Annotated in this window: 12 protein-coding genes; all 12 read left to right on the plus strand. The window is 49.2% G+C overall.

From position 1 onward, the window contains the following. Positions 1 to 226 precede the first annotated feature (226 nt). The 12 genes from ACN0R1_RS15415 (at position 227) to pnp (ending at position 15,233) form a co-directional block, all read left to right on the plus strand. Entirely contained in the window at positions 227 to 1,339 is a 1,113-nt protein-coding gene (locus ACN0R1_RS15415) for an ABC transporter ATP-binding protein (protein ID WP_417584432.1), read from the plus strand. Positions 1,340 to 1,392: 53 nt separating this feature from the next. After that, positions 1,393 to 2,493: an extracellular solute-binding protein gene (locus ACN0R1_RS15420; protein WP_417584434.1), complete on the plus strand. Its 1,101-nt coding sequence runs from the start codon at positions 1,393 to 1,395 to the stop codon at positions 2,491 to 2,493. Further along, a complete protein-coding gene (locus ACN0R1_RS15425) occupies positions 2,462 to 3,766 on the plus strand; it encodes an ABC transporter permease (protein WP_417584436.1) in 1,305 nt (434 codons plus the stop codon). Before ACN0R1_RS15420 ends, ACN0R1_RS15425 begins: the two co-directional genes overlap by 32 nt. 15 nt (positions 3,767 to 3,781) lie before the next feature. After that, a complete protein-coding gene (locus ACN0R1_RS15430; RefSeq protein WP_417584438.1) occupies positions 3,782 to 4,633 on the plus strand; it encodes an ABC transporter permease in 852 nt (283 codons plus the stop codon). A 232-nt stretch (positions 4,634 to 4,865) separates the two neighbouring features. Next, positions 4,866 to 6,245 (plus strand): diguanylate cyclase, encoded by a 1,380-nt coding sequence (locus ACN0R1_RS15435; protein WP_417584440.1) that lies wholly within the window; start codon positions 4,866 to 4,868, stop codon positions 6,243 to 6,245. A 391-nt stretch (positions 6,246 to 6,636) separates the two neighbouring features. Continuing rightward, positions 6,637 to 7,092, plus strand: coding sequence for a ribosome maturation factor RimP (rimP, locus tag ACN0R1_RS15440; protein ID WP_151053548.1), 456 nt, complete (start codon positions 6,637 to 6,639; stop codon positions 7,090 to 7,092). A 30-nt stretch (positions 7,093 to 7,122) separates the two neighbouring features. Beyond that, entirely contained in the window at positions 7,123 to 8,613 is a 1,491-nt protein-coding gene (gene nusA / locus ACN0R1_RS15445; protein ID WP_417584442.1) for a transcription termination factor NusA, read from the plus strand. A gap of 27 nt (positions 8,614 to 8,640) precedes the next feature. Beyond that, positions 8,641 to 11,187: a translation initiation factor IF-2 gene (gene infB / locus ACN0R1_RS15450; RefSeq protein ID WP_417584444.1), complete on the plus strand. Its 2,547-nt coding sequence runs from the start codon at positions 8,641 to 8,643 to the stop codon at positions 11,185 to 11,187. 9 nt (positions 11,188 to 11,196) lie between these two features. Next, positions 11,197 to 11,589 (plus strand): 30S ribosome-binding factor RbfA, encoded by a 393-nt coding sequence (gene rbfA / locus ACN0R1_RS15455; RefSeq protein ID WP_417584446.1) that lies wholly within the window; start codon positions 11,197 to 11,199, stop codon positions 11,587 to 11,589. 6 nt (positions 11,590 to 11,595) lie between these two features. Then, entirely contained in the window at positions 11,596 to 12,558 is a 963-nt protein-coding gene (gene truB / locus ACN0R1_RS15460; RefSeq protein ID WP_417584448.1) for a tRNA pseudouridine(55) synthase TruB, read from the plus strand. A gap of 116 nt (positions 12,559 to 12,674) precedes the next feature. Beyond that, entirely contained in the window at positions 12,675 to 12,944 is a 270-nt protein-coding gene (gene rpsO / locus ACN0R1_RS15465; RefSeq protein ID WP_417584450.1) for a 30S ribosomal protein S15, read from the plus strand. 180 nt (positions 12,945 to 13,124) lie between these two features. Beyond that, a complete protein-coding gene (gene pnp / locus ACN0R1_RS15470) occupies positions 13,125 to 15,233 on the plus strand; it encodes a polyribonucleotide nucleotidyltransferase (protein ID WP_417584452.1) in 2,109 nt (702 codons plus the stop codon). Positions 15,234 to 15,284 lie beyond the last annotated feature (51 nt).

The following is a 15,284-nucleotide window of genomic DNA, read 5'->3' on the forward strand; positions in this document are numbered from 1 at the left end:
CAATGAATTTTTTTTCTTGCCCGTATTGTCAGAAACTGCGCGGCTTGGCGTGTTGTAACCCTAGGAATTGGAGATGTTTTTCCCGAAAAAAATGGCGTATGGGTTTTACATCCTTTTGCGAATCGGTTATACCTAAGTGCAAGAAAAATAATTACAGGCCTTGTTGGGTGACTCATATCCCGAATAGGTCATCTGCCCCGCCTGATTGACGGGAGGATAATTTCCGATGGAAAAGCCGATTGGCGCTGATTCAGAAAAGAAAAAATCCTTCGTGGTCTTCGATAGTGTTCAGAAGACTTACGATGGTGAAACGTTGGTAGTTAAAAATTTCAACCTCGATATGGATCAGGGTGAATTTATCACACTGTTAGGCCCGTCCGGGTCTGGTAAAACCACCTGCTTGATGATGATGGCGGGTTTTGAGGTACCTACTCATGGGCAGATTTTGCTGGATGGGACACCCATCACGCGGCTGCCACCCCACAAGCGTGGTATAGGCATGGTGTTTCAGAACTATGCACTATTTCCTCATATGACTGTTGCTGAAAATCTCGCTTTTCCGCTGCAGGTCCGCAATATTCCCAAATCTACCGTTGACGAAAAAGTTAAACGTGCACTATCTATGGTTAAGCTGGAGAGCTTTGGTGACCGTCGTCCTGCTCAGCTTTCTGGTGGTCAGCAGCAGCGTGTTGCTGTGGCGCGTTCGCTGGTGTTTGAGCCAGCGTTAGTGCTTATGGATGAACCATTGGGTGCGCTGGATAAAAGCTTGCGAGAAGAAATGCAGTTTGAAATCAAGCATCTGCATGAAGAACTAGGGATCAGTATGATCTATGTAACCCATGATCAAACAGAGGCGCTGACCATGTCAGATCGCATCGCTGTGTTTGATGACGGCATAGTACAGCAACTGGCTACGCCAGAAGCCTTGTATGAAAGTCCTGAAAATGCATTTGTCGCCGGTTTTATTGGTGAAAACAATGCCTTTATTGGTGAAGTGTTGGAGTTGACGGATCAGCAAGCCGACGTGCGTTTGCCAACAGGAGAGGTGGTGTATTCGTTGCCCGTAAATGTTTCTGGCAAGGGTAAACAAAGCACGCTTTCTCTACGTCCTGAGCGCGTTTGTATAAACCCTGAACCAGGTTCTGTGCCTAATATCCTTGATGCCAAGGTAAGGGAGGTGATCTACATGGGTGATCATCTCAGAACTCGGTTTGAGGTAGCAGGTAACAACGAGTTTATTGTTAAGACCCCAAATTCATCTGCTGTCCATCGCTATACGGCTGGCGATAAGATCACCGTAGGGTGGACCGTCAGTGATTGTCGCGCACTTGATGCGTAAATAATAACAACAGGCTTATTGCCCACTATTAAATCTGAATGCTGGAGTTACAAATGACTAGAATTTTTCGTAAATCCGCTCTGACAGCCGCTGTGATGCTATCAACAGCCGCTGTTGTTTCGACCGCCCAGGCCCAAGAAGATCTTAACGTAGTGTCATGGGGTGGCGCTTATACCATGAGCCAGGAGGAGGCTTACTCCAAACCCTGGACAGAAAAAACCGGACAACGCATTGTTAATATTGACCGTTCTGCAACTGGCCTGGCAGGTCTGCGTGCACAGGTTGAAGCCGGGAACGTCACTTGGGATCTGGTAGATATGCTGCCTGCCGATGCCAAAATAGCCTGTGCTGAAGGTCTGATTGAAATACTGGATCATGACGAGCTGCTGGCACCTGCGCCAGATGGCAGGCTACCAAGCGAAGACTTTATTCCTCGTGCGCTGGATGAGTGTTTTGTGGCTACTATTGTGTACTCGAACATAGTCGCATTTAACACCGAAATGTTCCCTGCTGATAATCAGCCTTCAACTATTGCCGATGTTTTCGATCTGGAAAATTTCCCTGGTACGCGCTCATTACAACGCCGTCCAATCAATAACCTCGAATGGGCGCTGATCGCTGATGGTGTACCGCATGAGGAGGTTTATGAGCTTCTGGCGACAGATGAAGGTGTAGAGCGTGCGTTGGCCAAACTGGATACCATCAAAGACAATGTGATCTGGTGGTCTGAAGGGGCACAGCCACCACAGTTGTTGGCTGATAAAGAGGTTGCTTTTGCTTCAGCTTATAATGGTCGTATTTTTGATGCACAGGTCAATGAGAATCAGCCTTTTGAAATTATCTGGGATGCACAAGTATTCGAGCTGGATGGTTGGGTAGTGCCTAGAGGGAAGCTGGATGTTGCTAAAGATTTCCTGCGCTTCTCTACTGAGTCAGAACAGAATGCGGCTCAGGCCAGTTACATTTCCTATGGTCCAGCACGTAAAAGTGGTGCGGCTTTAGTGGGTGATCACATTCCAACCGGAATCGATATGATACCTCACATGCCAACCTATGAACCCAACTTCGCTACGGCTTTGCCGAAAGATGATGAATTCTGGGCTGACTATCAGGATGAGTTGAATGAGCGCTTCGATGCCTGGCTCGCACAGTAATCCATCCGTGAACGGTGACGGCGGTGCTTCGGCACCGCTGGTCGCTGCAGATGGTCGTCCGCTTAAATCGAGCCTCAGGCGGGCGTTGTTCAAGAATAAGTTGCGCGCAATTCTGCTGGTTGCGCCATTGATGCTATTTTTGCTGGTTGCTTTTATCTTCCCTATTTTCAGCATGCTGACACGCAGTGTTGAAAGTAATGAAGTCGCCACTATTATGCCCACCACTTCAATGGCTTTGCGGAGCTGGGATGGTGAGGGGCTGCCAGATGAATCGGTATATGCAGCGCTCGCGCATGATCTTAAAGAAGGTCAGATTAACCGGAATCTGGGGCGGGTTGCCAGTCGGCTAAATTATGAATATTCAGGTATGCGCTCTACCATCACAGGTACAGCGAGGCGAATTTCCAGAGTCGAGAATCCTGAATCCTGGAAGGATACGCTGATAGATTCGCACCAAAACTGGGAGGATACTAACGTCTGGCGCGTAATCAAGCGTGAGTCCAGTGGTTATACTCTGAGCTATTATCTGGCGGCAATGGATATGCGCTATGACACTGATGGCAGCATTGTGCGTCAGCCAGAATCACGGCGAGTCTATGTCGATTTGATGATCAAAACGCTATGGATGAGTATGTTGATCACCTTCTTGTGCTTTTTGCTCGGTTATCCGGTGGCTTTTCTGTTGGCAAGTTTGCCTATGCGGACATCCAGTTTGCTGATGATGCTAGTGTTGTTGCCTTTCTGGACATCATTGCTAGTGCGAACAACTACCTGGATAGCGATACTTCAGAGTCAGGGCATATTGAATAATATGCTGGTCGCAATGGGTATTATCGATGATCAGTCGCGTCTACAAATGATCTATAACGAGATAGGTACGATCGTAGCGATGACGCATATTTTATTGCCCTTTATGATCTTACCGCTCTATTCGGTGATGAAGAGTATTTCGCCTACTTACATGCGTGCAGCGCGGTCGATGGGGGCTACTGGATTTACGGCTTTTCGGCGGGTGTATTTCCCACAGACTTTGCCGGGGATAGGTGCAGGTGCCATTCTGGTGTTTATTTTAGCGATAGGTTACTACATTACCCCCGCGTTAGTCGGTGGTGAATCGGGTCGCTTTATCACTAACTTTATCGCTTATCACATGCAGGTTTCACTTAACTGGGGTCTGGCAGCGGCGATTGCATCCTTGTTGTTGGGGTTGGTTATTGCTCTGTATTTGATCTATAACCGATTGGTCGGTTCAGATAATCTGAAGCTGGGATAAGGAGGAGCAAAACTTATGGCTGTACCTGCTTATGCGACGCCTTTTGAAAAGGCTTGGTACTATATCTTCAGAATTATCTGTGGTTTGATATTCTGTTTTTTGATTGGCCCGTTGTTTGTGATTATTCCACTGAGTTTCAATGCTGAGCCTTACTTCTCTTTTACCCAGAAGATGCTCACATTGGACCCAGAGGGGTATTCATTGCGCTGGTATAAAGACTTCTTTACCTCGCAGGCTTGGCTGCATTCGATCAAGAACAGTATTCTGATTGCCATAGCCTCAACCATTCTGGCAACCGTATTGGGTACCATTGCGGCGCTGGGCTTGTCCAGCCGCTTTATGCCCTATCGGTCTGTGGTGATGGCAGTGCTGATTTCACCGATGATCGTACCAGTGATCATTTCCGGTGCGGGTATGTTCTTCTTCTTCTCTGATGTAGGCTTGGCTCAAACCTACCTTGGGGTGATTTTGGCGCATACCGCACTGGGCATTCCCTTTGTGGTGATTACTGTGACTGCAACCTTGACCGGTTTTGATCAAAGTCTGGTCCGGGCGGCAGCTTCGATGGGTGCAAATCCGACCACCACCTTTTTTAAAGTGATCTTGCCCCTGGTGTTGCCTGGGGTAATATCCGGTGCGTTGTTTGCATTCGCAACATCGTTTGATGAGGTTGTTGTAGTGCTGTTCATTTCCGGGCCGCAGCAATCCACCATGCCAATACAAATGTGGTCAGGTATCCGTGAGTCTATCAGTCCAACCATTCTGGCTGTGGCCACCATCTTGGTGCTGCTGTCGATAGCGATGCTGACAACCGTTGAGTTGTTGCGTCGACGCTCTGAAAAAATCAGGGGCATCTCTCCAGCTTGAGTTTGGTCTTCCCGAACCCTTGCAGCTTGGCTGCAAGTGGTTCGGCATCTCCTTTTATTTTTAATTGTTTTAATAGTTTTATCTGTGGCTTATACGCCTAGGTGTGGTAAGACTACGTTTTAATCTATACAGAAATCCTCAAATGACAGATACTGTGTTGTGTGCCTCTCTGAAATTCCATAATGTGTCTCGGAGAAATTAGCTCCTGGTATAGGCTATCAACAGGTTGTAAATGGAATTTTTCTCTCGCTCGCTGGTTCTTTTGCTGCTTTATTATCTTATGTGGCACTTTGCCAGTCTGTTTGAAATAGCACCTCTTGTCAGTGCATTTTATCCTGCCGCTGGCGTTATTTTGCTGTTTGTCTTTCACTATGGTCCGCGTTATATCCCTGTAGCTGCACTGGCTATAATGCTGGGAGGCTTCCCCTATGATCAGTTTTGGGATTGGCAAGTGGAAAATTTTGCCATGTCAGTGCGTCAGTTATTAGTTTACGCGGTAGCGGCGCTGCTAGCGCGTAGACTTTCAGCATTTTCACTCCCGGTTAAAACCCTCCATGATGTCAGTGGGCTTATTTTGGTGCTGACAATTGCTACGCTGGTTTCTGCTGCAACAGCTGTTGGTGTGCTGAGGTATATGGCTGTGCTGCCCGCAGAGATGTTGTTGACGCCGGTATTTTTCAGCTTCTGGATAGGTGATCTTGGCGGTGCTTTAATGTTTATGGCGACGGCAACGTTGTTTATTGATCTATATGAAGGGCATGATGTTTATCGCGGCGATGTATTTGATAAGCGTGTGGCCTGGCCATTGATGGTGTTGTTGTTAACGGCATTGATTGTTGTTGTGTATTTCATGGCGATAGGTGTTGAGGATGTGGTGGGGCGTGTGGGATATCTGATATTGCTACCCGTAGCCTGGGCCGCTACCGTTTATGGTATGCGCTTTGCGCTGCTTACTTCACTGGTTGTTAATCTCTCGGCTGTTACAGCTTATATGTTGCTGGATTTGAATAATTATCCCGTATTGGATTTCCAGTTGTTGTTTGTGGTCACTGTTATTATGTCGATGATTTTAGGTGCTTCATTAGAAGAGCGCGAACAGGCGCGTTTTGATGCTGCACATGATCCGTTGACACGGGTGATGAATAGGCGCGCGTTTTTTGAGCAGGGTAGTGCATTGTTTGAGCGGGCGCGCAGGCATGATCGTCACCTGGCACTGCTGATGGTCGATCTCGATTATTTCAAAACGGTCAATGACACCTGGGGGCACAAGTGTGGCGATCAAGTGCTGATGGCTGTGGCTGAATGCTGTCGTAATGCTTGCCGTCAGACAGACCTGCATGCCCGGTTGGGTGGTGAAGAGTTTGTGCTGCTGTTGGATGATGCTGATGCAGAGCAGTCTGCCGTGGTTGCTGAGCGTCTGCGTGGCTGTGTTGAAAAAGTGATTGTACCTTTTACCAATCATTCGATAACAGCCAGCATTGGTATTAGCCAGCTAACTGAGCCTACACGCTCACTGGAAGAGATGATGAGTCAGGCCGATAAAGCCTTGTATGCGGCCAAGGCAGATGGTCGTAACAACTGTAAAATATTCACTCAGTTGGTGAGGACTTGATTGTGATTGGATCTATATATTGTGACAAACCGCGTCAGTTGCTATAATAAATCAGTTTTTTACGAAGATGGCGCTCATTTCTGATATAACAAGTGCTGTGTAACTTCGTAGGCTGATGGTAAGTGCTGCTGTGGAATAGCGGTATCTATGGTCAGGTTTCAAACCATGAGCAGCGGTGTTATTGATACACAGCCGGTTCTGGATTAGGAAAAAGCCCCTCTATAGGGGCTTTTTCGTAGGTGAATCATGGCACTATGTCTTTCAGAAATGGGTCCGGTTGCGACCCATTTTTTGTTTGGCGTGGGTCAACTCGTAACGGCGCAGTCAATGCGATTTGTTACCGATAGTAGATGGGACACCCCTGTCGCGGTGTCAGTAAGAGGTAAGTAGCGTGTCAGCTAAGATTAAGCAGCTGGAAAGTTTGATTAGACCTGCAATCAGTGCGCTGGGATTTGACCTGTGGGGGGTTGAATTTCGGTCAGCAGGAAAACAGAGCACTCTGAGAATTTATATAGATGGCCCGGAGGGCGTCACGGTGGATGACTGTGCCCGGGTTAGTCATCAGGTCAGTGGTATTCTTGACGTAGAAGATCCGATTGCAGAGCAATATCTGCTGGAAGTCTCCTCGCCAGGAATGGACAGGCCCCTATACACACTGGAGCAGTATCAGGCTCATTTGGGTCACCAGTTGGAAGTTCGTCTGCGAGTCCCTTTTGAAGGGCGTCGGCGCTTCAAAGGTGTACTGAATGGCGTTGAAGGTGATGAGATACTGCTAGTAGTGGATGATCATGAATACCTGTTGCCCCTTGATTTTATTGATCGGGCGCGACTGGTTCCGCAATTTTAAGCGTTTGTAAGGTTCAGGTGAGGCTGGGTAATGAATAAAGAGATTTTGCTGGTTGCTGAAGCAGTATCCAATGAAAAGGATGTGCCAAAGGCAGTTATATTTGAAGCGATTGAAGTGGCGCTGGCGACTGCAACCAAGAAACGTTACGACGAAGAAGCCGATATCCATGTGCAGATAGATCGCGCTACAGGTGATTACGATACGTTCCGTCGCTGGTTGGTCATGGATAACGAGGGCGTGCCTACATTGGGCACAGAACTGACGCTTCAGGAAGCGTTAGAACTTGATCCGGCACTGAAACCTGGCGATGTATACGAAGAGCAGGTTGAATCGGTTGCGTTTGGGCGTATAGCAGCACAGACAGCCAAACAGGTTATCGTACAGAAAGTACGTGAAGCTGAACGGGCTAAGGTAGTAGACCAATACCGCGATCGTCAGGGCGAGTTGATTGCCGGTACCGTCAAAAAAGTGACACGTGATAATGTCATTATTGATCTGGGCAACAATGCTGAAGCCTTGTTGCCCCGTGAACACCTGTTGCCGCGTGAAAGCTTTCGTATGGGTGACCGAGTGCGTGCAGTGCTTGAAGAAGTCCGTGCCGAGGGTCGTGGCCCACAGTTGATTCTAAGCAGAACAGCGCCGGCTATGTTGGTTGAGCTGTTCAGTCTTGAAGTGCCTGAAATTGCTGAAGAAGTAATTGAAATCAGAGCGGCTGCGCGTGATCCCGGGTCGCGTGCCAAAATTGCGGTTAAAACCAATGATGGCCGTATCGATCCAGTCGGTGCCTGCGTAGGTATGCGTGGTTCACGTGTACAGGCGGTTACCAATGAGCTGGGTGGCGAGCGTGTGGATATCGTTCTTTGGGATGATAACCCGGCACAACTGGTTATCAATGCCATGGCTCCTGCAGAAGTCGCCTCTATCGTGATTGATGAAGACAGTCATTCCATGGATGTGGCTGTAGCAGAAGAAGCGCTGGCAATGGCAATCGGTCGCAACGGACAGAATGTTCGTCTGGCCAGTGAGATGACTGGCTGGAAACTCAATGTGATGAGTGAAGCCGAAGCACAAGAAAAGCATCAGTCCGAAGTGGGTCGTGTGTTGGATCTGTTTATGACGCATTTGGATGTTGATGATGAACTGGCACAGATACTGGTCGAAGAAGGCTTCACTTCTCTAGAAGAAGTCGCCTATGTGCCGGTTGATGAAATGCTCGAAATTGATGGTTTTGACGAAGAAATTGTTGAGTCGTTACGAGCTAGAGCCAAAGATGCGCTGCTCAATCTGGCGATTGCAAGTGAAGAACAATTAGGGTCTACGGAACCTGCAGAAGATCTTTTGACCATGGAAGGTATGGATCGTGCGTTGGCTTATCAGCTATCGGCGATTGGTGTTATTACCATGGAAGATCTGGCTGAGCAGTCCGTCGATGAATTAACAGAAATTGAGGGGCTGGATGATGAACGGGCTGCTGCGCTGATCATGACCGCGCGCGCTCCCTGGTTTTCAGACAGTCAGTAACAGTCAACGGAGAAGAGGAACCCATTTATGGCAGAAGTAACCGTTAAGCAACTTGCCGGTGTGGTTGGTGTATCCGTTGAGCGTTTGCTCAAGCAGATGCAGGATGCCGGAATCAAAGGTAAAGTAGAAACTTCGAAGGTTTCTGAAACAGAGCGTCAGTCACTACTTACTCACCTGAAAAAATCTCATGGTGATGAGGGTACAGTGGCTGAGCCCAGTCGTATTACGTTGAAGCGCAAGACCACTTCGCAGCTGAAAGTTGCCGGTGCCGCGGGTAAACGTAAAACAGTCAATGTTGAAGTGCGTAAAAAGCGTACTTATGTAAAGCGCGAAGAATTGGATGAGGCTGGCAATAGTCCAGAGGTGGAAGTTGCCGCTAGTGAAGTTGTAGCGCAGCCCGAGGCTCCTGCCGTTGTAGTGACAGCCGTTGTTGCAGAGGAAGCTACCGTATCACCTGCAGAGGTTAAAGTTGAAGCCGCTGCAGATGCAAGTGCTGCGGATAAACCTGAACCGGCTCCCGTGGCTCCAAAAGTAGTTGCAGCAGTAGTGCCTGATGTTGCGGTAGTGTCTGAGCCGGTTGAAGAGAAAAAAGGACCTGCTCGCACCAAGACCAAGGAAAATCGTCCTAAGGGTGGCGGTCGTCGCGATGAAGATGATTCTCCACGTCGTGGTAAGCCAGCTGCAACCCGTAAGGGGCCTGGCCTGAATGAAGAAGGTCCGCGTGGAACACGCCGTCCGGGTAAAAGCCCGAAACGTGCAATGGGCCGTGGACGCGCCAATGCTAACCAGCATGGTTTTGAGAAGCCGACAGCACCTGTAGTGCATGAAGTCAGCGTACCTGAAAGCATCACTGTGGCTGATTTGGCCAAGAAAATGTCGATCAAGGCCGCTGAAGTCATCAAAGTGATGTTCAAAATGGGGGCTATGGCAACCATCAATCAGGTGCTGGATCAGGATACGGCGGTACTGGTCGTCGAAGAAATGGGTCACAAGGCCGTTCCTCTGCAGGAAAATGCCATTGAAGATGCCTTGCTTGAAGGCTTGCAGCATCAGAAGGGTGAAGGCACTTCCCGTGCACCGGTTGTTACCGTCATGGGTCACGTTGACCATGGTAAAACATCACTGCTGGACTATATTCGTGAAGCGAAAGTGGCGGCGGGTGAGTCAGGTGGTATTACCCAGCATATCGGTGCTTACCACGTTGAAACGGAAAACGGCATGGTGACCTTCCTGGATACACCGGGACACGCCGCCTTTACCGCTATGCGTGCACGTGGTGCCAAACTGACGGATATCGTTATTCTGGTTGTTGCCGCTGATGATGGCGTAATGCCACAGACGGAAGAAGCCGTGCAGCATGCCAAAGCGGCAGGTGTACCTTTGGTAGTCGCCGTCAATAAAATTGATAAGCCCGAAGCTGATCCTGATCGCGTGCGTAATGAGTTAGCGCAGCGCGATGTTATCTCTGAAGAGTGGGGCGGTGATGTGCAGTTCGTGCATGTTTCGGCCAAAACTGGCGAAGGGATCGATGCGCTGCTGGATGCAGTATTGCTGCAGGCTGAAGTGCTTGAGCTAAAAGCTGTTGCGGATATGCCTGCGTCGGGTGTGGTGGTTGAATCACGCCTGGATAAAGGGCGTGGGTCAGTGTCTACCTTGCTGGTACAGAATGGCACACTGCGTAAAGGTGATATTGTTCTCGCCGGTCTGCATTACGGTAAAGTTCGCGCCATGTTGGATGAAGCCGGACGTCCGGTAGAGTCGGCTGGCCCAGCTATACCTGTTGAGATTTTAGGTCTGGATGGTACACCGGATGCCGGTGACGAGTTCACCGTAGTATCCTCTGAGAAGAAAGCCCGTGAAGTGGCGATGTTCCGTCAGGGTAAATTCCGTGAGATCAAACTGGCCCGTCAGCAAAAAGCTAAACTGGAAAACCTGTTTGAAAATATGCAGGCTGGTGAAGTTAAATCACTGAACATCGTCTTGAAAGCGGATGTTCGCGGTTCACTGGAAGCTCTGACAACCTCATTGGAAGACCTGTCTACTGATGAAGTTAAAGTGAATATTGTCTCCAGTGGTATTGGTGGTTTTGGTGAAACGGATGCCAATCTGGCATTGGCTTCTTCGGCCATCATGATCGGCTTTAATGTACGTGCCGATAATCAGGCGAAAGCGATTGTTGAGCGTGAAGAGCTGGAACTGCGTTACTACAGCGTGATTTACGACATCATCAATGATGTTAAACAGGCGATGGTAGGGCTTCTATCACCAGTATATCGTGAAGATATCGTTGGTATTGCTGAAGTGCGTGATGTGTTCCGTTCACCGAAGCTCGGTCAGATCGCCGGTTGTATGGTGGTCGAGGGTACTGTGTACCGCAACAAGCGTATTCGTGTACTGCGTGACAACGTGGTTATTTACGAAGGTGAACTGGAATCACTGCGCCGCTTTAAAGAAGTTGTAGCCGAAGTGCGCAACGGAATGGAGTGCGGTATCGGGGTGAAAAACTATAACGATGTTAAAGTCGGCGATCAGATCGAAGTCTTTGACACCATTGAAGTACAGCGCACGCTGTAATGGAGAGATATGGCTCGCGAGTTTAAACGAACCGATCGCGTAGCGGACCAGATCCAGCGTGACCTGTCCATGCTGATTCAGCGTGAGATCAGGGATCCACGTCTGGGTATGGTTACGGTCAGTTATGTCAAGGTCAGTAAAGACCTTGGCTACGCTGATACCTACGTTACAGTGATGCCTATCGGTGAGCAGGATGAAGAAACCGTGGTTCCTCAGTCGCTCGCTGTATTGAATAATGCGTCTGGCTTTCTGCGCAAGGAATTGTCGCGCGGCATAAAGTTGCGCGTCATGCCACTGCTGCGTTTTCACTTTGATGAAAGCGTCGACCGTGGGCGTCGTCTACATAGCCTGATCGAACAGGCATTTCAGCGGGAGCAGAAGCGCTCCGAGTCTGAGGAGTAAGGCGGCTTGGCGCGTAAACCTAAAGGTCGTGCGATTGATGGCGTGTTCTTGCTGGATAAGCCAGCCGGGATGAGTTCAAACAAGGTGTTGCAGAAAATCAAGCACTTGTATGGCGCTGCCAAGGCGGGTCATACGGGTGCATTGGACCCTTTAGCCACCGGTTTGCTACCTATCTGTCTGGGAGAGGCAACCAAATTTTCTCAGTACTTGCTGGATGCTGACAAGGCGTATCTGACCACGGCCAAGCTGGGTGAGAAAACAGATACAGCCGATGCGGATGGTGAGGTGACAGAGACACGTCCCGTTCCTGACGATCTGACTGTGTCTCAGGTTGAAGCTTTGTTGCAAGCGCATTTTCAGGGTGAAATAGAGCAGGTTCCACCTATTTATTCAGCACTGAAAGTACAAGGGCAGCCTATGTACAAGCTGGCACGAAAAGGCATTCAGGTTGAGGTGAAACCTCGTCAGGTGCGGATCGATAAAATCCGTTTGCTGGCGTTGCGTGACCAGGAACTGGACCTTGAAATTCATTGCTCTAAAGGCACCTATATCCGCAGTATTGTGCAGGATCTTGGTGAGCTGCTGGGCTGTGGGGCACATGTCAGCCGACTACACCGCATTCGCACCGGGCAGTTTGATCAATCCCAGATGCTATCCCTTGATGCACTGGATGAGCAGATTAAAGCCTTGCAGACTGATGATGTGCAATGCATACAAAATAGCCTGGATGCGTTATTATTACCCCCTTGGAGTGCAATAGAATCCTTACCTGACTGTCAGCTGACAGACGAGCAAGCTGTTGCGCTATTACAAGGGCGTACACTGGTTGAGCTTAACTTGATACCGGCCTCTGAATGGCGGGTATTTGAGCAGACTAGCGGACGTTTTTTGGGGTTGGCTGCAACGGATTCAGAGGGACGCCTAAAGGCTAAACGTCTGGTTCGAACCGATACCCAAACGAATGATTAAACGGTTATAGCCATCAGGTTATAACTACTGACGCAGTACTGGAAATATGCCCGGCTCTGCGCGTCTATAAACCAGCAGCCTTATTGGCTGTGTGCATATTGTTAAAGGAGAAAGAAATGGCATTAGCAACAGAAAAGAAAGCCGAGATTGTCGCTGAATTCGGTCGTGGCACTGGCGATACCGGATCACCGGAAGTCCAGGTAGCCCTGCTGACAGCTAACATTACTGGCTTGCAGAGTCACTTCAAAGAAAACAAGCAGGATCACCACTCACGTCGTGGTCTGATTCGCATGGTAAACCAGCGTCGTAAGCTGCTGGATTACCTGAAGCGCAAAGACGCTGATCGCTACCTTAAGCTGATCGCCCGTCTGGGTCTGCGTCGCTAAGCTAAGAGTTACCCGGGCCATACACAGTATGGCCCTGTTTTTTTCAGCACTGTGAACATTGACAATCATCTAGCCCGTACTCAGCTATACGTTGTACCCAGCGTATAGCTGAGTACTGGCTCAAAGAATTGTATGATTGGTTTGCAGCACTGATACTTCAATAGCTAATAGGAGATTATCGTGCAAGCGATTACCAAAACTTTTCAATACGGTCAGCAGACCGTTACGCTTGAAACTGGACGCATTGCGCGTCAGGCAACCGGTGCCGTTATGGTTACCATCGACGAAAAAACCCAGGTTCTGTGTACGGTCGTAGGTATGAAAGAGGCGAAGCCAGGCCAGTCTTTCTTCCCGCTTACTGTGCATTATCAGGAAAAATACTACGCCGTTGGCCGCATTCCCGGTGGTTTCTTTAAGCGTGAAGCCCGCCCTACCGAAAAAGAAACCCTGACATCACGTCTGATTGACCGTCCGATTCGTCCGCTGTTTCCAAAAGGCTTCATGAATGAAGTCATGGTGATTTGTCAGGTTGTTTCGTCTGATAAAGGCACGGATCCAGATGTGGCGGCGATGATTGGTACCTCAGCGGCCCTGGCTATTTCAGGTATTCCTTTCCAGGGTCCGATCGGTGCAGCACGTGTAGGCTTTAATGAAGAGCAGGGTTATATCCTTAATCCGAACTATGCCACCCTGGCTACTTCTGAATTGGACATGATGGTTGCTGGTACGGCTGATGCTGTGCTGATGGTTGAGTCTGAAGCCAAAGAGTTGACTGAAGATGAAATGCTGGGTGCTGTGTTGTATGCGCACCAGGAGATGCAGGTCGTTATTCAGGCGATCAATGAATTTGCCGCTGTTGCCGCTAAGCCTACCTGGGATTGGCAGCCAGTGGCTAAAGATGAGTCTTTGACTGCACAGGTAGAGCAGCTGTTGGGCTCTCGCTTGAGTGATGCTTACCAGGTGGCTGATAAAGCTCAGCGCCAGGACGCTGTACGTGCGCTGCGTGATGAAGTGGTTACTGCACTTGTAACCGGCGCCGATGACGCTCCGTCTGATGAAGATGTTAAAAAAGTCTTCGGTAGCATCGAAAAAGACACTGTCCGTGGTCGTATTCTGGATGGTCAGCCACGTATTGACGGTCGTGATACCAAAACTGTACGCCCAATTGATGTAGAAATCGATGTGCTGAAAAGCGTGCATGGCTCTTCGCTGTTCACCCGTGGTGAAACACAAGCGATCGTCACCTGTACCCTGGGTACCGCGCGTGACATGCAGATTATCGACGCCATTGAAGGCGAGCGTAAAGACAACTTTATGCTGCAGTACAACTTCCCAGGCTACTCAGTGGGTGAAACTTCTCGCATGATGGGTCCTGGTCGTCGCGAAATCGGCCATGGTCGTTTGGCGCGTCGTGGTGTGCAGGCAATGCTGCCGACACTGGAAGAATTTCCTTACACCATTCGTGTAGTTTCTGAGATCACTGAGTCCAATGGTTCCAGTTCTATGGCTTCCGTCTGCGGCGCTTCGTTGGCGCTGATGGATGCCGGTGTGCCTCTGAAAGCACCGGTTGCTGGTATTGCCATGGGTCTGGTTAAAGAAGGCGATCGTTTTGCCATTCTGACCGATATTCTCGGTGATGAAGATCACCTGGGTGATATGGACTTTAAAGTGGCCGGCACTGAAAGCGGTGTTACGGCACTGCAGATGGATATCAAGATCACCGGTATTACCGAAGAGATCATGGAGATCGCTCTGGGTCAGGCCATGGATGCGCGCAAGCATATCCTGCGTGAAATGGCGAAAGTGATAGGCTACAGCCGTCCAGAACTGCCTGATAATGCGCCAGCTATGACGCAGCTGAAAGTCAATCCGGAGAAGATCCGTGACGTGATCGGTAAAGGTGGTGCGACCATCCGTGCCCTGACTGAAGAAACTGGCGCATCTATCGATATCGAAGATGATGGCACTGTGCGTGTTTATGCTGACAACAAAGAAAATGCCAAAGCAGCTGTAGAGCGTATTCTGGCTATCACCGCTGAAGCCGAAGTTGGCAAAATCTACGAAGGTAAAGTTGTGCGTATCGAAGAGTTCGGTGCATTTGTAAATATCCTGCCAGGCAAAGATGGCCTGGTGCATATTTCACAGATTGCCAACGAGCGCGTCAAAGCTGTAACCGATTATATCAAAATGGATGATGTGATTAAGGTTAAGGTGCTGGATGTAGATGTTCGTGGACGTATCAAACTTTCCATGAAAGATATGGATGAAGACGAGTCTGTCAGCAGCTAATACCTAGACCGACCCTGCATAAAAAATCCCCGGTCAGCATAAGCTGACCGG

This window comes from Nitrincola sp. (assembly GCF_048264025.1).
In the GTDB taxonomy this organism is placed as follows: Bacteria; Pseudomonadota; Gammaproteobacteria; order Pseudomonadales; family Balneatricaceae; genus Nitrincola.

What these genes read in the sequence shown, in the direction of transcription:
- ACN0R1_RS15415 (WP_417584432.1), top strand. Translation starts at nt 227, where the DNA reads ATGGAAAAGCCGATTGGCGCTGATTCAGAAAAGAAAAAATCCTTCGTG.
- ACN0R1_RS15420 (WP_417584434.1), top strand. Translation starts at nt 1,393, where the DNA reads ATGACTAGAATTTTTCGTAAATCCGCTCTGACAGCCGCTGTGATGCTA.
- ACN0R1_RS15425 (WP_417584436.1), top strand. Translation starts at nt 2,462, where the DNA reads ATGAGCGCTTCGATGCCTGGCTCGCACAGTAATCCATCCGTGAACGGT.
- ACN0R1_RS15430 (WP_417584438.1), top strand. Translation starts at nt 3,782, where the DNA reads ATGGCTGTACCTGCTTATGCGACGCCTTTTGAAAAGGCTTGGTACTAT.
- ACN0R1_RS15435 (WP_417584440.1), top strand. Translation starts at nt 4,866, where the DNA reads ATGGAATTTTTCTCTCGCTCGCTGGTTCTTTTGCTGCTTTATTATCTT.
- nusA (WP_417584442.1), top strand. Translation starts at nt 7,123, where the DNA reads ATGAATAAAGAGATTTTGCTGGTTGCTGAAGCAGTATCCAATGAAAAG.
- infB (WP_417584444.1), top strand. Translation starts at nt 8,641, where the DNA reads ATGGCAGAAGTAACCGTTAAGCAACTTGCCGGTGTGGTTGGTGTATCC.
- rbfA (WP_417584446.1), top strand. Translation starts at nt 11,197, where the DNA reads ATGGCTCGCGAGTTTAAACGAACCGATCGCGTAGCGGACCAGATCCAG.
- rpsO (WP_417584450.1), top strand. Translation starts at nt 12,675, where the DNA reads ATGGCATTAGCAACAGAAAAGAAAGCCGAGATTGTCGCTGAATTCGGT.